Source organism: Bacillus sp. FSL K6-0138 (genome assembly GCF_037982765.1).
Taxonomy (GTDB): Bacteria; Bacillota; Bacilli; order Bacillales; family Bacillaceae; genus Bacillus; species Bacillus glycinifermentans.
Map to the genome: position 1 here is coordinate 393,847 of NZ_CP150286.1, position 24,070 is coordinate 417,916.

At 48.4% G+C, this 24,070-nt stretch carries 21 protein-coding genes and 1 pseudogene; 17 read left to right on the top strand and 5 right to left on the bottom strand.

The genetic code is table 11. The annotated features are described in order from the left end of the window. Positions 1 to 59 precede the first annotated feature (59 nt). Positions 60 to 1,934, top strand: a complete 1,875-nt coding sequence (locus MHB78_RS02335; protein WP_046130873.1) for a DUF2207 domain-containing protein — start codon at positions 60 to 62, stop codon at positions 1,932 to 1,934. 50 nt (positions 1,935 to 1,984) lie between these two features. On the opposite strand, the gene MHB78_RS02340 is transcribed toward MHB78_RS02335, so the two are convergent. Together MHB78_RS02340 and MHB78_RS02345 are read right to left on the bottom strand one after the other, a co-directional pair. Beyond that, positions 1,985 to 2,455 carry a DUF4188 domain-containing protein gene (locus MHB78_RS02340; RefSeq protein WP_046130874.1) on the bottom strand — a complete coding sequence of 157 codons (471 nt, stop codon included), beginning with the start codon at positions 2,453 to 2,455 and terminating at the stop codon, positions 1,985 to 1,987. After that, the gene (locus MHB78_RS02345) at positions 2,433 to 3,014 is read right to left on the bottom strand and encodes a PadR family transcriptional regulator (protein WP_046130875.1); all 582 of its coding nucleotides are present in this window, start codon (positions 3,012 to 3,014) and stop codon (positions 2,433 to 2,435) included. The genes MHB78_RS02340 and MHB78_RS02345 overlap by 23 nt, the downstream gene beginning before the upstream one ends. Before the next feature lie 289 nt (positions 3,015 to 3,303). On the opposite strand from MHB78_RS02345, the gene MHB78_RS02350 reads away from it, so the two are divergent. The 14 genes from MHB78_RS02350 to MHB78_RS02415 all read left to right on the top strand — a co-directional run bounded on the left by MHB78_RS02350 (position 3,304) and on the right by MHB78_RS02415 (position 16,793). After that, complete coding sequence (locus MHB78_RS02350; protein ID WP_046130876.1) at positions 3,304 to 3,906, top strand: TerD family protein; 603 nt, start codon at positions 3,304 to 3,306, stop codon at positions 3,904 to 3,906. Between the two features lie 29 nt (positions 3,907 to 3,935). After that, positions 3,936 to 4,517, top strand: a complete 582-nt coding sequence (locus MHB78_RS02355; protein ID WP_046130877.1) for a TerD family protein — start codon at positions 3,936 to 3,938, stop codon at positions 4,515 to 4,517. Between the two features lie 65 nt (positions 4,518 to 4,582). Next, positions 4,583 to 5,161, top strand: coding sequence for a TerD family protein (locus MHB78_RS02360; protein WP_046130878.1), 579 nt, complete (start codon positions 4,583 to 4,585; stop codon positions 5,159 to 5,161). Between the two features lie 68 nt (positions 5,162 to 5,229). Next, a complete protein-coding gene (locus MHB78_RS02365; RefSeq protein ID WP_046130879.1) occupies positions 5,230 to 6,003 on the top strand; it encodes a TerC family protein in 774 nt (257 codons plus the stop codon). A 103-nt stretch (positions 6,004 to 6,106) separates the two neighbouring features. Further along, positions 6,107 to 7,294 (top strand): HpcH/HpaI aldolase/citrate lyase family protein, encoded by a 1,188-nt coding sequence (locus MHB78_RS02370; protein ID WP_046130880.1) that lies wholly within the window; start codon positions 6,107 to 6,109, stop codon positions 7,292 to 7,294. Beyond that, positions 7,284 to 8,606 carry a phosphoribosyltransferase family protein gene (locus MHB78_RS02375; protein ID WP_046130881.1) on the top strand — a complete coding sequence of 441 codons (1,323 nt, stop codon included), beginning with the start codon at positions 7,284 to 7,286 and terminating at the stop codon, positions 8,604 to 8,606. Before MHB78_RS02370 ends, MHB78_RS02375 begins: the two co-directional genes overlap by 11 nt. Next, entirely contained in the window at positions 8,599 to 9,708 is a 1,110-nt protein-coding gene (locus MHB78_RS02380) for a cysteine protease StiP family protein (protein ID WP_046130882.1), read from the top strand. Before MHB78_RS02375 ends, MHB78_RS02380 begins: the two co-directional genes overlap by 8 nt. Continuing rightward, positions 9,705 to 10,520: an HAD family hydrolase gene (locus tag MHB78_RS02385; protein ID WP_046130883.1), complete on the top strand. Its 816-nt coding sequence runs from the start codon at positions 9,705 to 9,707 to the stop codon at positions 10,518 to 10,520. The genes MHB78_RS02380 and MHB78_RS02385 overlap by 4 nt, the downstream gene beginning before the upstream one ends. Further along, on the top strand, positions 10,513 to 10,782 hold the full coding sequence (locus MHB78_RS02390) for a helix-turn-helix domain-containing protein (protein ID WP_046130884.1): 270 nt from the start codon (positions 10,513 to 10,515) through the stop codon (positions 10,780 to 10,782). The genes MHB78_RS02385 and MHB78_RS02390 overlap by 8 nt, the downstream gene beginning before the upstream one ends. Next, on the top strand, positions 10,739 to 12,343 hold the full coding sequence (locus tag MHB78_RS02395; RefSeq protein WP_046130885.1) for a YceG family protein: 1,605 nt from the start codon (positions 10,739 to 10,741) through the stop codon (positions 12,341 to 12,343). The genes MHB78_RS02390 and MHB78_RS02395 overlap by 44 nt, the downstream gene beginning before the upstream one ends. 16 nt (positions 12,344 to 12,359) lie before the next feature. After that, a complete protein-coding gene (locus MHB78_RS02400) occupies positions 12,360 to 13,454 on the top strand; it encodes a toxic anion resistance protein (RefSeq protein ID WP_046130886.1) in 1,095 nt (364 codons plus the stop codon). A gap of 351 nt (positions 13,455 to 13,805) precedes the next feature. Continuing rightward, positions 13,806 to 15,065 carry a glycine/proline betaine ABC transporter ATP-binding protein OpuAA gene (opuAA, locus tag MHB78_RS02405; RefSeq protein ID WP_046130887.1) on the top strand — a complete coding sequence of 420 codons (1,260 nt, stop codon included), beginning with the start codon at positions 13,806 to 13,808 and terminating at the stop codon, positions 15,063 to 15,065. A gap of 1 nt (position 15,066) precedes the next feature. Next, positions 15,067 to 15,912, top strand: a complete 846-nt coding sequence (opuAB, locus tag MHB78_RS02410; protein WP_046130888.1) for a glycine/proline betaine ABC transporter permease subunit OpuAB — start codon at positions 15,067 to 15,069, stop codon at positions 15,910 to 15,912. Then, a complete protein-coding gene (locus tag MHB78_RS02415) occupies positions 15,912 to 16,793 on the top strand; it encodes a glycine betaine ABC transporter substrate-binding protein (protein ID WP_046130889.1) in 882 nt (293 codons plus the stop codon). The genes opuAB and MHB78_RS02415 overlap by 1 nt, the downstream gene beginning before the upstream one ends. Before the next feature lie 42 nt (positions 16,794 to 16,835). On the opposite strand, the gene MHB78_RS02420 is transcribed toward MHB78_RS02415, so the two are convergent. Then, positions 16,836 to 17,984 (bottom strand): M20 peptidase aminoacylase family protein, encoded by a 1,149-nt coding sequence (locus MHB78_RS02420; protein ID WP_046130890.1) that lies wholly within the window; start codon positions 17,982 to 17,984, stop codon positions 16,836 to 16,838. 161 nt (positions 17,985 to 18,145) lie between these two features. On the opposite strand from MHB78_RS02420, the pseudogene MHB78_RS02425 reads away from it, so the two are divergent. Further along, a pseudogene (locus tag MHB78_RS02425) lies at positions 18,146 to 19,578 on the top strand (YfcC family protein). Positions 19,579 to 19,622: 44 nt separating this feature from the next. Here the strand turns inward: MHB78_RS02425 and MHB78_RS02430 are convergent. Both MHB78_RS02430 and MHB78_RS02435 read right to left on the bottom strand, forming a co-directional pair. Continuing rightward, positions 19,623 to 20,828 carry a nitrate/nitrite transporter gene (locus MHB78_RS02430; RefSeq protein ID WP_046130891.1) on the bottom strand — a complete coding sequence of 402 codons (1,206 nt, stop codon included), beginning with the start codon at positions 20,826 to 20,828 and terminating at the stop codon, positions 19,623 to 19,625. A gap of 340 nt (positions 20,829 to 21,168) precedes the next feature. Continuing rightward, positions 21,169 to 22,656: an MDR family MFS transporter gene (locus MHB78_RS02435; protein WP_046130892.1), complete on the bottom strand. Its 1,488-nt coding sequence runs from the start codon at positions 22,654 to 22,656 to the stop codon at positions 21,169 to 21,171. 449 nt (positions 22,657 to 23,105) lie between these two features. Here MHB78_RS02435 and MHB78_RS02440 point away from each other — a divergent pair, with 449 nt between their 5' ends. Beyond that, positions 23,106 to 24,056 (top strand): L-lactate dehydrogenase, encoded by a 951-nt coding sequence (locus MHB78_RS02440; protein ID WP_046130893.1) that lies wholly within the window; start codon positions 23,106 to 23,108, stop codon positions 24,054 to 24,056. Positions 24,057 to 24,070: the final 14 nt, after the last annotated feature.

Consider the following 24,070-nt stretch of genomic DNA (forward strand, 5'->3'; position numbering starts at 1 on the left):
ATTCTCCCGCTTTTCCGTATATTTAAGGCAGAGACAAAAAATGAAAGGATTTACTGAAGATGAAGCGTTCCTTTTTCTTTTTGATGTTCAGTGCTTTTTTTCTTATTTCAGGATTTTCTGACGCGGAAAAATCCTTTTCGATTGATAAGGTTGATATTCAGGCATCGGTGAAAGAAAATGGCGATTTGGATGTTGAGGAAGTGTATACATACGATTTTCACGGTTCCTTCAACGGGATGACAAGGTCGTTCACCGAGAAGACGTCCGGCCGCGTGAAAGGGTTTAAAGCGTATCTTTCCGAAAAGCGGGGCGGATCCCGGCCGTTAAAAACAAAGTTTGAAGATGGAACGTATTTCGTGTATGCGGCTTCAAAAGACGAAACGAAAACCGTGCGGTACCACTATACCGTCGAGGAAGCCGCGCAAAAGTTTGAAGATACGTCCGTTTTGTTCCATTCTTTTTATGAAAAGACAAATGAAGATTATCATCATGTGACGATCCGGGTGAAGCTTCCGGATCAGGTGAAGGACTCCGGAATACACGCGTTTTTACGCGAAAAAGGAAAAGGGAAGATCGCGGAGATCAAAGATCGGACTGTCACGTATAAAAGCGCTCTTTATCCGGCGGGGACAAGCTCTGAGCTGAGAATTTACTTCCCGCAGAATGCACTGCCAAAGGCAGTCCGTCATCCGTCTATTGAACCGAATGACGATTTGCTTAAGGAGGAAAGAAACACGGCCATACGCTATGCCAAACATGCCGAGCGAATGGGAAACGCAAACAGGCTGATATGGATTTCTGCGGGGCTCATCGGTTTGGCGCTTGCCGTTCTGGTCATGTTTTCGGTCATAAGAAAGAGGAACCTAAAGCTGGTTCCGGTCGAACAGCTGGAAACGTTCGATCCCGTGCTTGTTGCCTTTTTGTACAGAAAAGGGGCATTCAAAGACCGCGATCTGCTTTCCGGTTTGCTGTCGCTTTACCAGCGGGGGCTTCTCACCATGAAAAGGGTACAAGCGGAAGAAAGGTTTCTCCGCGATAAAAAAGCGCCGAATGAGACGTATCAATTCGATTTTTCCGGAAATAAGGCCGATCTGCCGAAGCCCGATCGGCTGCTCATCGAAAAGCTTTTTGACAAAACGGGAGAAAATGCATATACATTCAGGCTGGACTCGCTCAGCGGACCGACAGAAGAGGAAGTCAAAAAGCGGGAAGACTTGGAAAAGTACGAACGGAAGCGAATCATTCTCCAAAACGTGGTTCAAAAATGGACGGAAAGCGTCAAGCAAGATCCGCTGTACAGAGAGTTCTTTCAAGAAAACCGCTGGCTTAGAATGATTTCGCTTTCCCTCCTTTTCGTGCAGACGGGGCTTTTGCACAATATCCTTTATGCGGATATTGTGCCGCTGATCGGTTTTATGACTGCGTGCATCATCTTCGGTTTTGGCTTGTCGGCCGGCATCGTTCTTGCAAAATCTAAACTGTATTCGATTCTGTTTTTCATCGGGCTGTTTTTCGCATCTGTTTTCACTGAAAGCGCGGACACCATTATGTCCTACGGCGGGTCTATCGTGCTGTCGATCCTGCTGATTGCCATGATCCCTTCCTTAAAAGAAAACAGATGCGCATCTGTATACAGAAGATCGATCCACTATTGGAGAAGTCAGCTGAAAAAAGGCGAACCTTTGAACAGTTTGGAAAAAGAAAAAAGCATGATCTATGCGATTGTTCTCGGGGTCGAGAAACAATTCCAGGCATCGTTCAAGACATCATCAGACACGCTTGACCGCACATCCCCGGTCATCGGCCTGGCTGCAGCCGGCTATCTTCAATACCCGTTTTCAAGCTGGCAGCATACGGCCGCTTATTCAGGCGGCGAAGCTCATGATGCAGGCGGTTCGGCGTCTGACGGCGGCAGCGGAGCAGGAGCTTTTTAAAAGAAAAACGGCGCCACATTGACTAACGCCTGCAGGCTGCAGGCGTTTTCTCATCCCCGGATTCGCTGTTCCGCCGTTTTTGTCCGGCGGGTAACGGGTGTATGGCCGTATGCTTTGGCCAGCCCGAACAGCGGCATGTTGTGATAAAACGTTTCATAGCGGCCTTTTGGGACTGTGTATGTTTCATGATATATGCCGACAGCTCCGGAGGCGGCCGATTTTTGGTAATAATTGCGCCAGGCGGTCATGTGCTTTTCTTCTTTTGCATAGATAGTCAAGGCTTCAAATGAACGCCAGTATTGGATGAGGAAGATCGTCCGGAAATTGATCGATGTTTCCATAGAGAGAAAGCCGGAATCTTTGTTTTTGTAAAGCTCGCGGATCATCGGGGACATGGCGGTAAACACCGGCCACCATTTATGAACGGCGTGCCATTTGTTGATCCGCATGCCGATCACAAATACAACTACTTCGTCATCAGGGTCGGCCGTCATCGGCTTAGTGAAGATCGTTTTTCCCATTTGTCTCATCCTCCCGGTTTGTTAAACGGCTGATTGTCGCTTCACACCACTCGATTCCGGCACGCGTGCTCCGCTTTCCATAATCAAGCGTGAAAAGCCAGTACTCCGAATCGCGCGAATTGTCCTTACACGATATGATCGATTGTTCTATTGCGCGGTATGCGTCATATCGTTCTTTAAGCTTTTGCTGATACTCTCTGACTTTTTCGGCGGTTGACAGCCGGTCTTGCTGTTTGCTGAAAAAAATCTTCAGCAGAAACTCGTTTTTTTCCGCAGCGATTTCTTTGATCGGCTCTTCCAGCCAGGTTTGCAGTGCTTCCTGTCCCTCCTTTGTGATGCGGTACTCTTTTTTATCGGGCTTATTTTCTTGGGCGGATGCTTCAGCCGTCACCCATCCGGTTTCTGTCAGGTGCTTTAGTGAGGGGTAAATTTGGCCGTAGCTGATTTTCCAAAAGTGATTCAAACTCCTGTCGATCATTTGCTTTATGTCATATCCCGTTCGATAGCCGGCCGTGATCAAACCGAGCAGGGCATAAGGCGTATTGTTTTTCCTAGACATGGCTGCCACCTTTCTGTATCTATATGATATATATCTTTTAGATATATTTTAATGAAGTCTGTTTTCCCTTGCAATGGTTTGGGTTTAAAAGATTATAAAAAAAGTGAAACCTTCACTTGGAGTAGTCCGTATATATGGTTAAGCAGGTTAAATATTGATTCATTAGTCGTATATTTAATGAAAAGATCGAATGATTGTAGTATGATGAAATGAATCACGCTGGCGTGAATGATGTCGTTTCAGCAAATATTTTTCTTACAATTTATGATTCTATGGGGGAGTGAACGGTTTGGCTATTTCTTTAGAGAAAGGTCAGCGGATTGATTTAACAAAAGGAAATGCAGGGCTTTCCAAAATCATGGTCGGCCTTGGCTGGGACCCTGTTTCATCAGGGAGCGGCGGGTTTTTTGGAAAGCTTTTCGGCGGAGGCGCACCGAATGTGGATTGCGATGCCTCTGTATTGATGCTTGAAAATGGAAGAGTCACAGAAAACAAGAATGTCATTTATTTTGGAAATTTGAGAAGCAGATGCGGCAGCATTGAGCATACGGGCGATAATTTGACAGGGGAAGGCAGCGGAGACGATGAGCAAATTATCGTGGATCTTCAAAAGGTTCCCGCTCAAATCAATAAGCTTGTTTTTGTCGTGAACATTTACGATTGTGTCAAACGAAGCCAGCACTTCGGAATGATCGAAAATGCCTTCATCCGCATCGTCAACAGGGCTGACGGCCAAGAGATGGTCAGATACAATCTTAAAGAGGACTATTCTGGGCGGACAAGCCTGATAGCGGGCGAAATTTACCGCGATGGCGGCGAATGGAAGTTCACTGCCGTCGGAGAAGGCACAAACGATACGAGCATAACAGACCTCGTCAAACGCTACGCTTAATCGAAAAAACACAATAAGGAGAGATACAAATGGCAATCTCATTAGCAAAAGGGCAGAAGATCGATTTAACGAAAACGAATCCGGGCCTTTCGAAAGTTGTCGTGGGACTTGGCTGGGACGTCAATAAATACGACGGCGGAGCTGATTTCGACTTGGATTCCAGCGTGTTTTTGCTTGATGCTTCAGGGAAGTGCGCGTCGGAAAAAGATTTTGTTTTTTACAACCAAACCCAAGGCGGCAACGGTTCTGTCATACATACGGGCGACAACCGGACAGGTTTGGGCGAAGGCGACGACGAGCAGGTGAAAATCGACTTGAACGCTGTGCCGGCTAATATCGAACGGATTTCATTCGTCATTACGATCCATGAGGCGGAAGCCCGCAGGCAAAATTTCGGACAGGTGTCAAACGCATATGTCCGCGTGCTGAATGAAGAGACAAACGAAGAACTGATCCGTTATGATCTGGCTGAGGATTTCTCCATTGAAACGGCGCTGATCACCGGTGAGCTTTACCGCCACGGCGGAGAGTGGAAATTTTCTGCGATCGGTTCCGGATACCAGGGCGGACTGGCGCGGATTGCCACAGATTTTGGCTTGCAAGTCGGCTAAATCCGTTTTTGGACAGCGATGCCGCCTCCCCGCGGCATGACATTTTGTAAAGGAGGTTCCACCATATGGCTATTCAATTATCAAAAGGACAGCGGATCGACTTAACGAAGACGAATCCGGGCTTGACGAGAGCGCTGATCGGCCTGGGATGGGATACAAACAAATATACGGGCGGAGCTGATTTTGACCTGGACGCTTCCGCTTTCCTCGTGGACGCCGATGATAAATGCGTGAACGACCATGATTTTGTTTTCTACAACAATCTGGAGCACCCGAGCGGAGCCGTTATTCATACGGGCGACAACAGAACGGGGGAAGGGGACGGCGATGACGAGCAAATCATCGTCGATTTTTCCAAAATTCCTGCCCATGTCGAAAAAATCGGCATCACCGTGACGATTCATGATGCAGAAAGCCGCAGCCAAAATTTTGGACAAGTTTCAAACGCTTTTGTGCGGCTTGTCGATGATGCGACAAATGAAGAGCTGCTTCGCTTTGATTTAGGAGAAGACTTTTCGATCGAGACGGCAGTGGTTGTTTGTGAGCTTTACCGCCACGGGGCGGACTGGAAATTCAATGCGATCGGCAGCGGATTTTCGGGCGGATTGGCTTCGCTTTGCCGGAATTACGGCCTGCAAGTCTAGTTTTACAGAGACTGGATCACGATTTTGTGGTTCAGTTTCCCTTTTCAATCATTAGGAGGTAACCAAACGTGGATTTATTCAATCATATTATTTCAATATACGCCTCATTTTTCGACTGGAAAATGTGGGTTGAGGTTTTAAGCGATCCCGTCTCGTGGGGGCTGATCGGTTCACTGGTCGTGCTGGAAGGGCTTTTGTCGGCGGACAACGCACTCGTTCTCGCCGTGATGGTGAAACACCTTCCGGAAAAACAGCGTAAAAAAGCGCTGACTTACGGTTTGGTCGGAGCGTATTTCTTTAGATTTCTGTTTATCGGACTCGGCATGATCCTTATCAAATTCTGGTGGATCAAGCTGCTCGGCGCTGCATACCTGGCATGGCTCGTCATTAAGCACTTCTTTATCGGAGAAGGCGATGATGATGCGAACACCGTTAAAAAAGACGGCTGGATGGTTCGCGTGTTCGGGATGTTCTGGGCTACCGTCATTACTGTAGAATTGATGGACCTTGCTTTCTCGGTCGACAGCATCCTTGCCGCATTTGCGATTTCTGAAAAAGTTTGGGTGCTGTTAATCGGCGGAATGCTCGGCATCTTAATGATGCGGACAGTCGCGAAATTCTTCCTGACACTGATTGATAAAGTGCCTGAGCTTGAAACGACTGCGTTTATTTTAATTGGAATCATCGCTTTGAAAATGGCTGCAAGCGTATGGCACATCGAGATGCCGCACAGCGTATTCTTCATCATTCTGGTTATTGCTTTTGCAGCGACATTTATCATTCACTATATGAACAAACAAAAAGCTGTCAAAGAACAAACGGCCGCTTCAAAGGAAGTATAAAAAGAAAATCGAAGGGGTGGAAGGGTTGTTTCCTGCTCCACTCCTTTTTTTACATAGTCAAACAGCGGCAGGCGTTGTCCTTTAGCTAAAGAAGGTGATCCATTTGCAGTACTTTGATTTTTTATCGGCCTCTCAAAAAGAAAATGTCTTTTTCAAACAGCCTGGCATAGTGACGAAGGACTCCCCGAAACACATACTCGAGTATGCGCTCGGGGCTACGCTTTATGTGCCGGGAAACCGCAGTGACATCGCAGACATGATCATAAAGCGAAAATATCCCGCCCTATGCTCCGTTGTTTTCTGTCTTGAGGATTCGATCGGCGACTGTGAAGTTCTACAGGCTGAAAACAATCTTGTCAGCCAAGCCGACATCATTTATCAGGCTCAAAAATTGCGGCACATAGATCCCGATGTGCTTCCGCTGATGTTCATCCGCGTGCGTGAGCCTGAACAAATGCTTGAATTAGGCAATAAGCTTGGAAGGGCGCTTCACCTGTTTACCGGGTTTGTATTTCCTAAATTTTCAACGTTCAATGCTGAGCACTATCTTGATACTCTAACTAAATTGTCGAAAGAATCAGGCATTACACTGTACGGAATGCCTATTTTTGAAACCCCGGATTTACTTGCCATGGAAACGAGAAGAAAGGCGCTGGAGGAACTAAAATCGACGCTCGTCTTCTACCAGGATGTCATCCTGAACATACGGATCGGCGCCACCGATCTGTGCGGGTTGTACGGGTTGCGGCGGAAACCGCAGACTACCATTTATGACATTTGGGTCATTGCTGATTTTATTAAAGATATGATCAATTATTTCGGCTTACAGTTTGTCATATCCGGACCCGTCTGGGAGTATTTTGAAGATTCCTCGAAAACGGCCGGCTCTTTTCCGCAGCGGACTTCTGGTTGGGAGGGGCTTACAGACGAAGGTCTCAATCCGTATACGGACGGATTGATCAATGAAACGCTTCTTGACCTGGCCAACGGCATTCACGGCAAAACCGTGATTCACCCGACCCATATAAGAGCTGTGCAAAGCCTGCATGTCATTTCAATCGAAGAGTATTTGGATGCTTTAAGCATAGTCGAAAGCGCCGACGGCACGCGCGGCATTGTGAAAAGCTCTTTTTCCAATAAGATGAACGAAATCAAGCCGCACTTAAGCTGGGCGAAAAAAATACTTTTAAAATCTGAAATATACGGGGTGTATCATGAAAACCGCAGCTACATTGACATCCTTACGGCAGACAAACCGCCGCTTTCAAATCTTGGATCATATGGAAGTTGACCTGTCGGTTGCCGACAATCCGCTGTCTATTCCTCCCGAGGCGCTATTTGAAATGGCGGCCAGGGTCAATAAAAAGAGGGGTTTTTTATTTGTCAGCAAGGTACTCGGCAAGCACATTCCGGCAAGTCCTTTGAAGCCGCTGCTCGCTTCAGGGCTGTTGGCGATCGAGTATGCGGAAAGAACATTCGGCCTGATGACAGATATAAAGGAGGAAGTGATCAAAGGATTTTTGGCAGAGGATCATGAGAGCATGAAAAAGGCCTGCGACCTTCTCAAAAAACAGCGGCTTTCGCTGCCGGTCTCTCCGATTGTCATCGGCTTTGCAGAGACGGCGACTGCTCTCGGCCATGGTGTGTACGACTCTATTGAAGGTGCTTCCTTTATCCATACGACGAGAGAAACGTTAAAAGACGCCGATCCCGTCTTGACGTTTGAAGAAGAGCATTCCCACGCTGTTGATCAGCTCTGCTACACGGAAGAACCTATTTTCTCCGCTGCCGGGAGGCCCGTGGTTCTCGTAGACGATGAACTCACAACCGGCAAGACGGTGCTGAACATCATCAGGGATATTCAGAAAAAGCATCCGCGCAGGGAGTATGCCGTTCTTTCTCTATTAGACTGGCGGTCAAGTGAACATAAAGAAGAATTCAGGAAAGCGGAAGCTGAACTGGGTGTGACCATTTCGACGAGCGCTTTATTATCGGGAGCTGTCGCATTTCAAGGGAAAACGCTTGACCAATCGTTATACGATGATCGGCCGCACGGTGACGAAGAAGACGTCTCTGTCAGCTGGATCGACCTCAGCGATTGCTTCACGGCGCTTCCGCATCTTTCAGAACAAGCAGGGGCTGCTCCATTTGTCAAAGAGACAGGCCGTTTCGGACTTGCTGCAGGCGATAAGCGCGGAGTCGAAGACGCATGTCAAAAAGCGGCCGAACGACTCAATGCCCTGCGAAAAGGAAAGCGCGTGCTGTGCCTGGGAACGGGCGAATTTATGTATCTTCCGATGAAAATCGCGTCTCTTATGGGTGAACACGTTTTCTATCATTCAACGACAAGAAGCCCGATACATCCGTCTGGTGAAGAAGGGTACGCCGTTAAGAACGGCTTCGGCTTTCCAAACCCGGAAAATGAGACTGTGAAGCATTTTATCTATAACCTTCCGAAACGGGGTTATGACGAAGCGTTTGTATTTATCGAAAAATCCGTTTCTGCGCGGTCTTTGCTGCCGATGCTTCGTATTTTCAGCGATCGGCAAATTAACAGTGTCACCGTTGTGACGTTTTCCAAAGGGAGTGATCGTCATGGCTGATGTTGCTGCAAGAATGGGGAGCTATCCCGAGTCGGATGTGACGTTTCTTTTAAAAGACCTGTCAGGCATTTCGATTGAAAAAGGCACGCGTGAAAGGGAAAGCCTGATTCAAGGCGGCACGCATTATTCTGAAATGCTCCCTGCCGAGTATAAACCGACCGAGGAGTACATGAAGCTGTTTTACGCTTCGCTTGAAGAAGGAAAACGCAAAGTGGCGGAGGCCGTCGGGGCTGTCGCTGAACAAATCGTCCAGACGCGGGGGCTGAATACCGTGCTTTGCAGTCTGGCGCGGGCCGGTACGCCAATCGGCGTCCTCATTAAACGCTATATTGAACGTAAATACGAAATCGCTCTTCCCCACTACAGCATCTCGATTATCAGGGACAGGGGAATTGACGAAAACGCCCTGCGCTATATCCTCCGTCATCATCCCGGATATAAGGTTGCATTTATAGACGGCTGGACGGGTAAGGGTGCGATTACAAACGAATTGACGCGTGCAGTAAGAACTTTTAATGAAGCAAACGGCACTGAGCTTTCCGCAGAGCTCGCGGTTCTTGCCGATCCGGGTTATTGTTCATCTTTGTTTGGAACGAGGGAGGATTTCCTCATTCCGAGCGCCTGTTTGAATTCCACCGTATCGGGTCTTGTCAGCAGAACCGTTTTAAACGGGAAATGGATCGGAAAAGAAGATTTTCACGGCGCGAAATATTACGCGGACTTGCGAGAGGAAGATGTCTCAAATCTCTATGTCGACACGATTGCCGCTGAATTTCCCGCCGCTGAAAAACAAGCCGCAGAAACGGCCGCGCGGTTTCTCAAAAAAAGAGAGGAGCCCGATTGGCGCGGCCTGGCAGCAATTAAAAGCATTCAGAACGACTTCGGAATTGATAACACGAATTTCATCAAACCCGGAGTGGGTGAGACGACGAGGGTATTGCTGCGGAGAGTGCCCTGGAAGATCTTAATTCAGCCCGGTTCGAGGCAAAGGCTCAAGCATATCATGCTCCTTGCAGAAGAGAGGGGCGTTCCAATTGAGGAATATACCGATATGTCTTACAGCTGCTGCGGATTGATCCGTCCGGTCGGGAGGGGCAAATGAAAGCTTTTGCAAGCGATTTGGACAGAACATTGATTTATTCAAAAAAAATGATTGAAGCATACGGCGCATCTGCCGGCTATGAACTGATCGAAACCCTCGGCGGCAAAGAGATTTCCTATATATCGGCCGCGACGGCCGCAAATCTGCGCAGGATCAATCAAGGCATGTATTTTATCCCGGTTACGACCCGGACGACAGAACAATATGAGCGAATTGCGTTTTTTCAAAAAGACGTCATTCCTGAATACGCGATTACGACCAATGGAGCCTGCATTTTAAAGAACGGCCGCCCGATTCGGGAATGGTCAAACTTTATCGAAAGCCGGCTTCAATCTTGCACGCCGATCGAAGACATATGTGAGGAAATCGGAAAGCTTCCATTATCGCGATCAGTGGAACGAATCCGGACGGCTCACCATTATTTTGTTTATTTGATTTTGAGCGAAGAAGGCATCAGCGGAATCGACGCCGCTTATGCAAAAGCGTGGGCCGCCGAGAAAGGGTGGCAGGCGTCCCTGCAAGGTAGGAAGCTCTATTTTATCCCGGAGCCGCTGAATAAATGGAAAGCGGTCGATTATTTGAAGTGTGAGCTGAACATCGATAAGGTTTATGCGGCGGGCGATTCGCTGCTCGATTTTGAGCTGATCGCCCAAGCTGACTGCGGTGTTTCGCCCGCTCACGGAGAGGTGCTGCATCACCACCCTGATCTCCATGCGACGGCGCATTGGGGCATGAAGGCGGCGGATGAAATCACAGAGCGCATTGTGAACGAAGAAATCAAACCATATTCTAGGATGATCAGTTATGATTAAAATAATCGATCTTACCAGCCGTGAGATTCTCAGTTCCCAGCAGGCCTGTGAAGAATGGGGAATCGACTCATCAACGCTTCGCAAAAGAGTGCACGATTTCCCCGCAGGAACGATCAGAAAGTTTGGGACGACCTATGCTGTGACACGGGCCGGCATGTGCGCCGTTTTCGGCACAAGCAATGAGCATCTAGCGGAAAAAGGGGGGGAAGCGAAGCACTATGAATCAGCAGGTGAATATTCAAAGGACACCGATCAAAGATGATGAATGGAAACAGGTGATCCATCAGCCGCTTTCAGAAAGAACCCCTTATGAAACAGGCGGCCAATTAACGATCGCCAACGTTGCGGGCCGGATTCTCGGGACGCCGCACGATGAAACAGATTACTATATTGGTTTGCATGAGCTGTACGAATCGCCGGACGTTCACGTTTTAAGCGAGACGCTGGATAAGACGATCGATCAGAAAAGGTTTCAGGCCATCCAGCACATCCATATGATCAACCAGAAGGAAAAAGGGTTGTCGGTCAACCGGTTTGCCGCCTTTCTGGACGGAGAGCAGCTTATTGTGAAACATCCCCATCCCGGGATGCACAGGCATTTGAGAAAAGCTTTTATCGATGTGCTGAAAACTTTTCAGTCTCACCATGAGCAAGGCTTCAATCACCCCGATTTTCGCAGGATTCTTTTGGATCTTGTGAAATGGATGGGGAATCATCTTGAACCTTGGCTGAAAGATGCCGATATTGAGAAAGGAATGCCGCGCGTTATTTGGTACGGAGACGCCACGAAAAGCCAGCTCTATTTTTTATATTATTTGATGCTCATCGGGTGCGATGTACTGATTTTTCATCCGGAAGGAAAGGATCAATTTAACGAGATCGACCCGGATCAAAGGTTCTCTTTTGTATACGCGTATCCGGGAACATCGGCACCTGAACCGTTCCCGACGGAAAAGCCGCAGCGAAAATCAACGGTGGCATACCGGTCGACGAAGGAATTGGACAGCGTGCTCCACAATGAAGAGTCCATGATGTATAAACCTTGGCAATTCAGGGAGCACACGCCGGTCTCCGTGACGCTGAAGACAACATATGATGAGCTGTTTTTAATTGCGAAAGAACGCGCGTTTATCCGGCCGAATTTCCGGGCGGACAATGCAACTGTCGAGATTCCGAATTTGTTTGCGATGATTATGGGCATTACCGCCAATGAAAAAGAATACTGGGACCGGCTGCAGACATTGACCGGGTACAAGGAGTCCCATACGATCAGGCGCTTCCCGTTTACAGAGGAGGTAAAAGCCAATTATCAGTTCCATTACAGCCATGCCCTCGATCAGACGGGGCAAATCGATCCCGTCCGTCTAAAGGAGAGCAATATTTGGCGCTGCAAGCATTTGCCGGAGGGAATTCAGGAAGGCATCGCACAGGCCATTTCGAGATTGTGCAAACACGCAAAGCTCCTGCCGCAAAACGGCGAAAGCGAAGCGGATGTCAAGCTTTATTTGTTCACTCAGGCCGTCAATCTCCCTTCTTCGCTGTTGAACCTGATCCAAACGTTTGACTATGCGCAGACCGTGCCGAAGCTGATTCTGTACCATACCGAACAGACGGGTGCATTATCGCGTTCGGACGCCGCGGCGCTGCTCTTGTTAAACGAAATCGGCATCGATATCATCGTTTATAATCCGCCCGGTTACAAATGTATCGACCATTATATTGAAGACCAGCAGTTTGACACTCATTGGCTTGATGAGATGTCCTTTAATCAGGAATTCAAAGAGCCGTCAATCGTACGGAAGTTCATCAATAAAATTTTCTAACAAGGGGGCCATCCAAATGGCAAATACAACGGAAACAAGCCTCGTTAACATCGACAAAGAAGAAATTTCAATTGAAAAAGCGGAGGATATCCGCGCCAAGCTGCGCCAGGAGCCGGAGGTGCAAAGCCTCGCCCAGCAGATTGACGTCAAAAACCAGGTGGCGCTTTTGGAATTCGGGAAGGAACCGGCACAGGAGATTTCCAAGTTCTCAGACCGCATCCTCTCGATGATGAGAACAAACAGCGTGACAGATTCCGGGGCTATGCTATCGCAGCTCGGAAAAATCATGGACCGCTTTGACAAAAACGATTTTGAAGAACCGAAAGGCCTGCTGTCGAAAATCTTCAAGCGCGGAAACAGCATGATCGAGAAAATCTTTAAAAAATATCAAACGCTTGGCGGTGAAATTGAAAAAATTAACGTCGAGATCTCGAAATATAAGGATGAAATGACAAAGTCGACGATCACGCTCGACGAAATGTATGAGAACAACCTTAATTATTATGTTGAGCTTGAAAAATACGTCGTAGCCGGCCAGATGAAAATCGAAGAATTGAAGCAGCTTATCCCTCAATATGAAGCGCAAGCGGCAAGCGGCAACCAGATGGCGCAGATGGAGCTTGATACGCTGAAGGGCGGCGTTCAGGCGCTGGAAGAACGCGTCTACGACCTGGATATGGCGAGGATGGTCGCCATTCAAACGGCGCCGCAGATTCGTCTGCTTCAGCGCGGAAACACGAAGCTGATCGGAAAAATCAACTCCGCGTTCATCATTACGATTCCGATTTTCAAAAACGGCATCATCCAGGCTGTTACGGCTAAGCGGCAAAAGCTTGTCGCCGATTCAATGAGCGAACTCGACCGCCGTACAAATGAAATGCTGAAGCGCAACGCTGAAAACATTTCAAATCAATCCGTGGAAATCGCGAGAATGTCCGGCAGACCAAGCATTGACATTGAAACGATCGAACAATCGTGGAATACGATTGTCAAAGGAATGCAGGAGACAAAGCAGATTGAAGAAGAAAACAAGCGCCTGCGGGAAGAAGGATCCAAGCGCATTTTGGAGCTTCAGAACAATATGAAAAGGGCCGCGCTGAGTGGATCATGAGAGAAGGAGCCGTCCGTGTAAAGGACGGCTTTTTGTTCTAAGCATCAATCATAAATATTTTCATAAAACGTTAATCGGAAGCAATACTATAATGATGAGGCATGGTAATAGTCAAAACTGGTGAGAATAGGCTCAGTTTAAGCGTTTTGGCCTGTTTGTAACTTCTTGCGTTTTTTATCACTCAAGGAGGATTTATAAGTATATAGGAGGATTTTGGAGTATTTATAGCTTTTATTGACTATGGAAATACCTTATCAGTATAGTTTGTACAATTTAAGCTGAATATGCTGTTTGAATGAAACGGTAAAAACATGTTACGGTTAAAAGGATGCTTTAAAATGGAGGGATAGAATGAGTGTAGAAGATAAAAATATAAAAATTAAAGTCAATAAAGTATCTAAGATTTTCGGGAAGCAGACAAAAAGAGCCGCGCAGATGCTGGCGAATGGAAAAACAAAAAAAGAGATTTTAAAAGCAACCGGTGCGACCGTTGGAGTCAATCAGGCTGACTTTGATGTATACGACGGAGAGATATTTGTCATCATGGGTCTATCAGGAAGCGGAAAATCCACTTTAGTGAGAATGCTGAATCGGTTGATTGAACCGACCGCTGGGGAAATATACATTGATGGTGACATGATAACAAATATGTCAAAGGAACAGCTGCGCGAGGTGCGGCGTAAAAAAATCAGCATGGTCTTTCAAAAGTTTGCTTTATTTCCCCACCGCACGATTCTCCATAATACGGAATACGGTTTGGAACTGCAGGGTGTTGATAAAGAAACGAGAAGGCAAAAAGCGCTTGAATCCCTTCGTCTTGTCGGACTTGAAGGGTATGAGGATCAATTTCCCGACCAATTGAGCGGAGGAATGCAGCAGCGCGTCGGCCTTGCCCGTGCGCTGACAAACGATCCCGATATTTTGCTGATGGACGAAGCGTTCAGCGCGCTTGATCCGCTGATCAGAAAAGATATGCAGGATGAACTGCTCGAGCTTCACGATTCTGTCGGGAAGACGATCATTTTTATTACGCACGATCTTGACGAAGCGCTCAGAATCGGCGACAGAATCGCACTGATGAAAGACGGAAACATCGTGCAGATCGGCACTCCTGAAGAAATCTTAATGAATCCGTCAAACGAATATGTTGAACGTTTCGTAGAAGATGTCGATTTATCGAAAGTGTTAACCGCCGGACATATTATGAAACGGGCCGAAACGGTCCGCATCGACAAAGGTCCGAGGGTTGCGCTGACGCTCATGAAAAACCTGGGGATCTCGTCTATCTATGCCGTAGATAAACATAAACGGCTGTTGGGCGTCATTTCTGCAGAATCCGCCAAAAAAGCGGCCGAAAAAGGAGCCGATTTGGAATCCGTTCTTCAGAAAGAAATGACGACCGTTCATGAAGATACGGTATTGACGGAGATTTTCGAGCTTGTCTCTGATGCCAACATTCCGATTGCCGTAGTGGACGACAAAAACAGAATGAAGGGCATTGTCGTAAGAGGCGCATTGATCGGCGCTCTTGCCGGAGACGACCAATATATCAACTTGCCAAACGAACAAAGCGCATCTGAAGAAGATGTCATCGTTGAGGAGGTGAACTAAGATGAGTGCACTGCCTAGAATTCCATTAGCAGAAATCATTGACCGTTTTGTTGATTGGCTGACCTTAACCTTTGGCGGAGTGTTTGACGGGATCGCCAACGGGCTTGAGAGTATCGTTGACGGCATTGTCATCGGATTGGGAGCCATTCCATCTATTTTGCTTATCGTCATTTTCGCTGCCGTCGCTTGGTTTATCAGTACGCGGGGGATCGCACTTTTCACATTAATCGGTTTTCTTATTATCGATTACCTTGGCTATTGGGACCCTATGCTTCAAACGTTGGCGCTCGTCGTCACATCTGTGGTCATCTCGATCATTGTTGGTGTGCCGGTCGGCATCTGGGCGTCCCAGCAAAATACGGTTCGCCGGATTGTGACGCCGATTTTGGACTTAATGCAGACAATGCCGGCTTTTGTATACCTGCTTCCTGCGATCTTTTTCTTTAATATCGGAGTTGTGCCGGGCGTTGTCGCTTCTGTTATTTTTGCAATGCCGCCGACGATCCGCATGACGGTTCTCGGTATTCAGCAGGTGCCGGAAGATTTGATCGAAGCGACAGAGGCATTCGGCTCTACAACGTCGCAGCGATTGTTTAAAGTGCAGCTGCCGCTCGCCGCAAAAACGATTTTGGCGGGTATCAACCAAAGCATCATGCTGGCGCTGTCAATGGTTGTTATTGCAGCTATGGTCGGGGCGCCGGGCCTCGGAGAAAAAGTATACAGCGCGGTTACACAGCTCAAGACCGGCGTAGGTGTTGAAGCCGGAATCGCAATCGTGATTGTCGCGATTACATTGGATCGCATTACGCAAAATATCCGGGTGAAGAAGACGAGGAGGAATGCCTGATGTTGAAAAAAATCATCGGCATCGGCACTGCCGCCGCTCTGTTCTTCTCGCTTGCGGCCTGTGCTCCAACAGCGGATGAGAATGCTACGGCCGGAGAACAGGTCAATCACAAAATCATCGGGATCGACCCTGGCTCCGGAATCATGGCGCTTACCGATAAGGCGATAAAAGATTACAAGCTCGATGACTGGACGGTCATCAAATCGTCAGGCGCGGCGATGACCGCCACGCTAAAGAAAAAATACGACAGAAAAAAGCCGATCATTATCACGGGCTGGACCCCGCATTGGATGTTCTCGAGATATGATCTGAAATATTTGGACGACCCTAAAAAATCGTACGGTACTGCGGAGCAGATTCATACGATTACCCGCAAAGGCTTTGGAAAAGAACAGCCTAATGCGGCTAAGCTTCTCAGCCAGTTCAAATGGACGGAAGATGACATGGCGGAAGTGATGATTCAAGTAGAAAACGGAACAGATCCGAAAAAAGCGGCGGCCAGCTATGTGAAAAAGCACCGCGATCAGATCGCTGAGTGGACAAAAGGCGTCAAAAAAGTGAAGGGAGACAAAATCAACCTCGCTTATGTCGCATGGGACAGCGAAATTGCCAGCACAAACGTTGTCGGAAAAGTATTCGAGGATTTGGGCTACAATGTGAAATTGACCCAGGTCGAAGCAGGGCCGATGTGGACGGCCATTGCAACCGGCAGCGCGGATGCTTCCCTGTCAGCTTGGCTGCCAAACACCCACAGAGCATACGCGGCTAAGTACAAAGGCAAATATGACGACGTCGGCACAAGCCTGACAGGCGTAAAGATGGGGCTTGTCGTGCCGAAGTATATGGAAAACGTCAACTCCATTGAAGATCTGAAGAAATAAACAAAACCTCTCAGCTCCGGCTGAGAGGTTTTTTTCGTAAACTTAGCCGATGCTGACCTCCATTTCATTTCCGATTTTTTCAAACGTCTTCAGCACCGCTTCGGCTAAAATGTCAGCTCCGGTAAACATGGCGTCCCTGTCAAAGGTCATCATCGGGTGATGAAGGCCGGGTGTAAGGCCGCAGCCGAGCCCGAGCATCGTCGCCTTTAGATGAGGGCGCTTCACAGAATAATAATGAAAATCTTCTCCTCCTGTTGTAACGAGCGGCTTATCGAGGTTCCCTGCGCCGATTACGCTGCTGATCGCCTCTGCCATGATGGCGATCGCCGCTTCGTTTTTAACGGCTGCCGGGAGGCTGTCTTCTTTATGCAGTTCGATGGTTGCTCCGAATGAGTCAGCCACGGCTTGGCAGGCTATTTCTGTTTCCCTCTCAAGGACTTCCATTGCTTCGTTCGTCTGAGCCCTTAGGTCAAGGCTGAAGCTGGCTTTGCCCGGAATGATATTGGAGCTTTCTCCGCCGGCCTGAAGCTTTGTCATTTTAACGGTATGCAGCGTCATCGGGTCGATATGGATGTGGGCGAGTTTGTGGACGAGCGTCGCCGCAATCTCGATGCTGTTTTTCCCGAGATGCGGACGGGCGCCGTGGGCTTCTTCGCCGATGACCGTACCCTCAATGTGGCAGCTTGCGCCATGCAAAATCGCAGGAGCGCACCTTCCGTTCAACGTTTCCTGCACAGGGCGGACATGAACGCCGTAAAGGTAATCGACATCGTCGAGAATCCCTTTTTCGATCATTTTCAAAGCCCCTCCGCCTTTTTCTTCAGCAGGCTGAAAGATGAAGCGGATCGTTCCTTTCGGCAGCTCTGTTTGCTCTTTCAGGGTCATTAATGTCCCGAGTGCCATCGTCATATGGGAATCATGCCCGCAGGAATGATTTGCCTGAAACGTTCCGTCGACTTCCTGCCAGAGGGCGTCAATATCGGCCCTGACGGCGACGACTGGAGACCCCTCGCCGATTTCGCCGATGACACCGGTACAGTCCGCAAATGTTTGTGTTCGGCATCGATTTTCTTCCAACTGCTTTTTGAGAAATGCCGTTGTTTCGTATTCTTTCCAGCTGACTTCAGGATGATTGTGAAGGTGTTCAAAAATGCTGATCATCTTTTGTTTGATAGAGTCCGTTAATGCCATCGTCAAACCTCCTGTATTGTTTTATCTAATACTTTTAATTAAAAACATATTGAAACCCCGGAATAAGGTTGTCTATAATATAGCACACGTACAGATTTTTCTGAATAATTGAATATTTGAGAAAAATGTTTTGATATTCATGTAAAGAGGAGATGGAACATATGAACGTGCCAGCTGTCAAAACACCGCCCTCGACTAAGAAGAAACCGTTTCGATTGAAAATGCCTGATGCGTATGTGCTGCTGTTTATGGTGGCTGTCGTCTGCGCTCTTGCGACTTACATCATTCCCGCCGGGGAGTTTGACAGAGTGACAAAAGGCGAAGTCACGACCGCCGTACCCGGGAGCTATCATGCGGTAGATCAGTCCCCGGTAGGGATTGTAAGCTTTTTTACGGCGATTCAGGAAGGAATGGTCGGGTCTTCATCGATTATTTTCTTAATTTTATTCACCGGCGGAGCGCTCGCCATTTTAGAAAAAACGGGGGCCGTCGGCGGCTTAATCCACCATGTCATCAGCCGTTTCCGAACGAAGCAGCTGCTGTTCATCTGCATTGTCGGCGGACTTTTCTCGATTCTCGGAACGACGGGGGTCGTCGTAAATTCCGTCATCGGCTTTATCCCGCTCGGCATTATCGTTGCAAGGTCGTTGAAATGGGACGCGGCGGCCGGGGCTGCCGTCATCTATATCGGCTGCTACGCCGGATTCAATGCGACGATATTATCGCCTTCGCCGCTCGGACTTTCGCAAAAGATCGCCGACCTCCCATTGTTTTCAGGCCTCGGTTTGCGGATTGCGATATACTTGTGTTTTGTCATTTCAAGTCTGATCTACATTTATTTGTACACGAGAAAATTAAAAAAATCGCCTGAAGCGAGCATTCTCGGCAAGGACTGGTTTCCTGGAAGAGGGCTTGGCAGCGAGGCGAACATGGGACAGGCCTCATTTACCCGGCGCCATAAGCTGATCTTAACCGTAGCCGGACTGTCGCTGCTCGGCTTTTTGTACGGAGCTTTGAAGCTTGGCTGGACGGATAATCAAATACGGGCATGTTTATTTTTATCTCCATTGCCGCGGGGATGATCGGGGGCATGAAGGCTAACGACATCGCTAAAACGTTTATCAACGGCTGTCAAAGCCTTGTATACGGAGCATTGATCGTTGGTATGGCAAGGACGATTTCGGTTATCCTTGAACAGGGGAGGCTGCTTGATACCGTTGTCAACGGACTGGCCAGTCTGTTGGACGGCTTCAGCCCTGTGGCCGGTGCGGTCGGCATGTATATTGCCAGCGGTCTTCTGCATTTTCTCATTTCCTCGGGATCAGGCGAGGCGGTTGTCTTTATTCCGATTCTTGCCCCGCTTGCCGACCTGATGAACATTACGAGACAGGTTGCCGTCGAAGCCGTGATGCTCGGCGAGGGCGTCGTCAACTGCATCAATCCGACATCGGGCGTGCTGATGGCCGTATTGGCCGCAAGCGGCATCCCCTATGTGAAATGGCTCAGGTTCATGGTTCCTCTCGCTTTGATCTGGTTCGTAATCGGACTGGTGTTCATCTGCATCGGAGTGTTGACGGGCTGGGGCCCGTATTAAGCAAAAAAGCCGTTATGCCAGGAACTCGCATAACGGCTTTTCTATTAAATTCGAATCGATTTACCGGCGGCTTTCCATTGTTTTTTCCACCCTGTTTGAGCAAACAAAAGCAGTCCCAATGCAATAAAAGCAATCGCGGAAAATGTGAGGAACCCGCTCGAATAAGTGCCTGTGACTTGTTTTAGCGTTCCGAGGATATTTGGGAGAAAGAACCCTCCGATTCCCCCGGCGGCCCCGACGATTCCCGTCACCATCCCGATTTCTTTTTGGAAGCGCTGGGGCACAAGCTGAAAAATGGCGCCGTTCCCCATGCCAAGACAGCCCATGCCGATAAACAATGCGGTTGTGACGACCGTAAGCGACGGCAGCGTACTGACCGTGAACATACAAAGAGCCACTCCGATGAACAAAACTTGCAGCAGGCGCACGCCGCCTATTTTATCGGCGATCAATCCGCCGACAGGGCGAAGGCAGCTGCCCGATGCTACGACAAGGGTGACGAACTCCCCGGCCCTCACCGGTGGCACGGAATACTGTGACGCGAAAAAATAGCTCAAAAAGTTAGAAAGGCCGACAAAGCCCCCGAATGTGACACTGTATAAAAGGCAGAAATACCAGGTGTCCCTTTCTTTAAAGACGGTGAAGTAGTCTTTTACAGGCTTAGGGGCAGGCTGGTTCGGCGGCTCCTTGGCCATCAGTAAGTAGCTGATGAGAACGAGCGTTAAAGGAATGAGCGCCAGTCCCATCAAACCGTTCCAGCCGGCATGTTCAGCGATGCGCGGACCGAACAGGGTGGCAAGCAGCGTGCCGCTGTTACCCGCCCCGGCGATCCCCATGGCAAGACCTTGCAGATGCGGAGGGTACCAGCGGCTCGCCATCGGCAGGGAAGCTGAAAAGCTGGCCCCCGCTACCCCCAGCAAAATGCCGATCATATACAATTCAACAACGGTAGAACCGAACAGCCATCCCCACAAGAGAGGAATCATCGTCACGAGCATTCCGCAGACAGCTGTTTTTTTCGGGCCGAAGCGGTCTGTTAAGATGCCTAATACGATTCGGAAAACCGAGCCGGCCAGAGTCGGGATGGCGACGATCAATCCTACCTGGGACGGCGAAAGGTCAAAATCAGCCGTAATATAAACGCCGAGCGCGCCGAGCAAGACCCAAATCATAAAGCTGACATCGAAATACAAAAAAGATGATAGCAGAGAAGGAGCGTGTCCGCTCTTTCTCAAATCCGCCAATTTCACTTGCAACACTCCCCATCAATAAATTCTTAAAATTTATGATGACAAAATGAACGGGGGTTGGCAGTATTTTTGTCAGCTTTACTCACAGATAAAAGTTTGAATTTTTTAAAATTTAAAATGATGGGGAGCAAGGTCGTCCCCATCATTTTCTTAGTCATACATCGTGATATTCCGCTTGTCACGGAATTACTCCAGCCATCAGTGTGCATATTTCGGTCTGGGCCGCTTGGAGCTAAACTTACGCAATCGTGCCCGCCGGCAGATGATGCGCCCTGATGGATAGGATATTGCCCTGATCCTTATTGACAGTCCCGACTAAAAGGCTGATCACTGTGTTTTATTAACTCGCTTTTTTCTGTATTTGCTGCTGCTGCTTCTTTGGCAAGAAGAATACGACGATCAGTCCGGCCGCTGCGACGAAGAACAGGACGAGGTAAATGCTGTGCAAGCCGGATACCAGGCCTTCCCGCATCATTAACAGCATGGATTCGGGAATGTGCCGGGCCGTCTCGGGATTCAGCAGTTTGTTCATGTCGAGGTTGTTTGCTCCTGCCGCGTGCGAGGTCATGTAGCCCGCAATAGAGTTATTGAATAGCGTTCCCAGAATCGCGACACCGACCGTTTGGCCGAGCGTCCGCACAAACGTGTTCGAAGCGGTGGCAGCTCCGCGCATGTTCCAGCCGACAGCATACTGTACGGATACCGTAAAGGAAGTCATCGAGAAGCCAAAGCCCAATCCAACCGCCAGCATCGCTGCGACAAAGAACCAATGCGGTGTGTGAATCGTTGCCAGCGCCAGACCGGTCGAACCGATGATCAGAAATGCCAAGCCCATCGTAGAAGTATTACGCGAACCGAGCTTCAGCATCAGCCGTCCGGCAATGGTCGCCCCGATCGGCCAGCCGATCGACATCGGCGTCAGCGTCAGCCCGGAGTTTGTCGCGCCAACTCCGAAAATTCCCTGCATCCACATCGGCAAATAAGTCGTGATGCCGATCAAAATCACAGAGATTAAAAAGCTCGCCAGGTTGGAAACGGAAATCTCGCGGATGCGAAACAGCTTCAGCGGCAGCATCGGTTCCGGAGACTTTGCTTCGATCCAAATGAAGGCGATGAGCGCGATCGCCGCGATGACAAACAGGCCGATGATCTTCCACGAATTCCACGGATAGATTGATCCGGCGCTGATAAAAGCGTATAGAAGGGAAGCCATGCCGATCGTAAACGTAATAGCCCCTAAGTAATCGATGTGTTTCTTTTTCTTTTCAAATTTCTCTTGTAAGAAGATCCAGATCATAATGATTGAAGCGATGCCAAACGGCAGGTTAAAGTAAAAAATCCAGCGCCAGGAAATGTTGTCGACCAGCGAGCCGCCCGCCAGCGGCCCGAGAATGCCTGATATGCCCCAGATGGCGCTGAACAACCCTTGAATTTTGGCGCGTTCTTCAAACGAATAGATGTCACCGATAATGGTAAAGGTCGTCGGCAAAACCGCTCCTGCCCCGATGCCCTGCAAAGCACGGAAACAAATCAATTCGGTCATCGTATGAGCCGCGCCTGACATCATCGAGCCGATCAAAAAGATAATCGTCCCAATGGTAAATATGATCTTGCGCCCGTACAAATCTGCGAGCTTGCCATATATCGGCGTCGTGATCGCAGATGTCAGCAAGTAGGCGGCAAACACCCAACTGATCAACTTAATCCCGCCCAAGTCGCTCACGATGGTCGGCATCGCCGTACTGACGATCGTGCCCTCGATTGCCGCCAAAAAAGTGGCGACCATCAATGCAATCGTCACATTGCGTCTTTTTGTTTTTTGATTCATATTTTACCCTCCGCGTGTTTCTATCGCATTCCAACCGATTTTGCCGTTGAAACGAATGTATTTGGTAATAGAATGCCGAAAGCTGAGCCCTTCAGCAAAAATGTGCAACGAAAATAATATATCACAGGCATGTCTAACCATGTGGTTTTTTGAATGAAAACTTTCCGGCCTTCATATTGCCCAACTGCCTGGGCTCGTACAAACAGCCTCTTTATTCACCGTGTGGATACTAATGGATGATCAGTAAAATTTTTGGGCAAAATAATGAACACAAAAGGTAACTTTTCCAGAAAATGTTTAAGTTTAAGGAGAAAATGAGCAGAGACACAAAAAAGACAAAAATAAAAATGCATAAGTCTTGAAAAAGTATGTGAAGTATTGCACAATATAAATGTGAAATACTTCACAAACAACTTAGAATTAAAACTAACGGCAAAGGATGATGAATAATGGCTAACCAAAAAGTCAATCGTACAGTTTTAATCGGTGCTGGTTTTGTAGGCAGCAGCTATGCATTTACGTTAATTAACCAAGGAATCACAGATGAACTCGTGATTATTGATTTAAATAAAGACAAAGCAATGGGCGATGTTATGGACTTAAACCATGGAAAAGCATTTGCGCCCCATCCTGTAAGAACGTGGTACGGCACATATGAAGATTGCAAAGACGCTGATGTTGTCTGCGTTTGTGCGGGAGCGAACCAAAAGCCCGGCGAAACACGGCTTGATTTGGTCGAGAAAAACCTTAAGATTTTTAAAGGAATCATCGGAGAAGTCATGGCAAGCGGATTTGACGGAATTTTCCTCGTTGCTACAAACCCGGTCGACATCCTGACCTATGCTACGTGGAAGTTCAGCGGCCTTCCGAAAGAACGGGTGATCGGAAGCGGTACGACTCTTGACACTGCCCGGTTCCGATACATGCTGAGCGAGTACTTCGGCGCCGCTGCCCACAACGTTCACGGCTATATCATCGGCGAACACGGTGATACGGAGCTTCCTGTCTGGAGCCATGCGAATATTGCCGGGGTTCCTGTGAGCGAGCTTTTGAAAAAGAATGAGAACTACAAAGCGGAAGAGCTAGATGAACTGGTTGAAGATGTGAAAAATGCGGCTTACCAGATCATTGAGAAAAAAGGTGCGACATACTACGGCGTAGCCATGAGCCTGGCGCGCATCACAAAAGCGATTTTCCGCAACGAAGACGCGATTTTAACCGTCAGCACGTATCTTGACGGCGAATTCGGAGAAGATGATGTATATATCGGCGTTCCGGCGGTCGTCGGCCGCAGCGGGGTCAAAAAAGTGATTGAGCTGGAGCTGAACGAAAAAGAAAAAGAGCAATTCAAGCATAGTGCAGGCGTGCTGAAAGGTATTTTAAAACCTCATTTTGCTTAACTAAAAAAGACATA

Excerpts from the sequence above, each read along its gene's own strand:
- opuAA (WP_046130887.1), top strand. The coding sequence starts at position 13,806 with ATGAGTGTAGAAGATAAAAATATAAAAATTAAAGTCAATAAAGTATCT.
- MHB78_RS02385 (WP_046130883.1), top strand. The coding sequence starts at position 9,705 with ATGAAAGCTTTTGCAAGCGATTTGGACAGAACATTGATTTATTCAAAA.
- MHB78_RS02435 (WP_046130892.1), bottom strand. The coding sequence starts at position 22,656 with ATGAATCAAAAAACAAAAAGACGCAATGTGACGATTGCATTGATGGTC.
- MHB78_RS02340 (WP_046130874.1), bottom strand. The coding sequence starts at position 2,455 with ATGGGAAAAACGATCTTCACTAAGCCGATGACGGCCGACCCTGATGAC.
- MHB78_RS02390 (WP_046130884.1), top strand. The coding sequence starts at position 10,513 with ATGATTAAAATAATCGATCTTACCAGCCGTGAGATTCTCAGTTCCCAG.
- MHB78_RS02420 (WP_046130890.1), bottom strand. The coding sequence starts at position 17,984 with ATGGCATTAACGGACTCTATCAAACAAAAGATGATCAGCATTTTTGAA.
- MHB78_RS02355 (WP_046130877.1), top strand. The coding sequence starts at position 3,936 with ATGGCAATCTCATTAGCAAAAGGGCAGAAGATCGATTTAACGAAAACG.
- MHB78_RS02440 (WP_046130893.1), top strand. The coding sequence starts at position 23,106 with ATGGCTAACCAAAAAGTCAATCGTACAGTTTTAATCGGTGCTGGTTTT.
- MHB78_RS02375 (WP_046130881.1), top strand. The coding sequence starts at position 7,284 with ATGGAAGTTGACCTGTCGGTTGCCGACAATCCGCTGTCTATTCCTCCC.
- MHB78_RS02335 (WP_046130873.1), top strand. The coding sequence starts at position 60 with ATGAAGCGTTCCTTTTTCTTTTTGATGTTCAGTGCTTTTTTTCTTATT.
- MHB78_RS02415 (WP_046130889.1), top strand. The coding sequence starts at position 15,912 with ATGTTGAAAAAAATCATCGGCATCGGCACTGCCGCCGCTCTGTTCTTC.
- MHB78_RS02360 (WP_046130878.1), top strand. The coding sequence starts at position 4,583 with ATGGCTATTCAATTATCAAAAGGACAGCGGATCGACTTAACGAAGACG.
- MHB78_RS02380 (WP_046130882.1), top strand. The coding sequence starts at position 8,599 with ATGGCTGATGTTGCTGCAAGAATGGGGAGCTATCCCGAGTCGGATGTG.
- MHB78_RS02345 (WP_046130875.1), bottom strand. The coding sequence starts at position 3,014 with ATGTCTAGGAAAAACAATACGCCTTATGCCCTGCTCGGTTTGATCACG.
- opuAB (WP_046130888.1), top strand. The coding sequence starts at position 15,067 with ATGAGTGCACTGCCTAGAATTCCATTAGCAGAAATCATTGACCGTTTT.
- MHB78_RS02395 (WP_046130885.1), top strand. The coding sequence starts at position 10,739 with ATGAATCAGCAGGTGAATATTCAAAGGACACCGATCAAAGATGATGAA.
- MHB78_RS02400 (WP_046130886.1), top strand. The coding sequence starts at position 12,360 with ATGGCAAATACAACGGAAACAAGCCTCGTTAACATCGACAAAGAAGAA.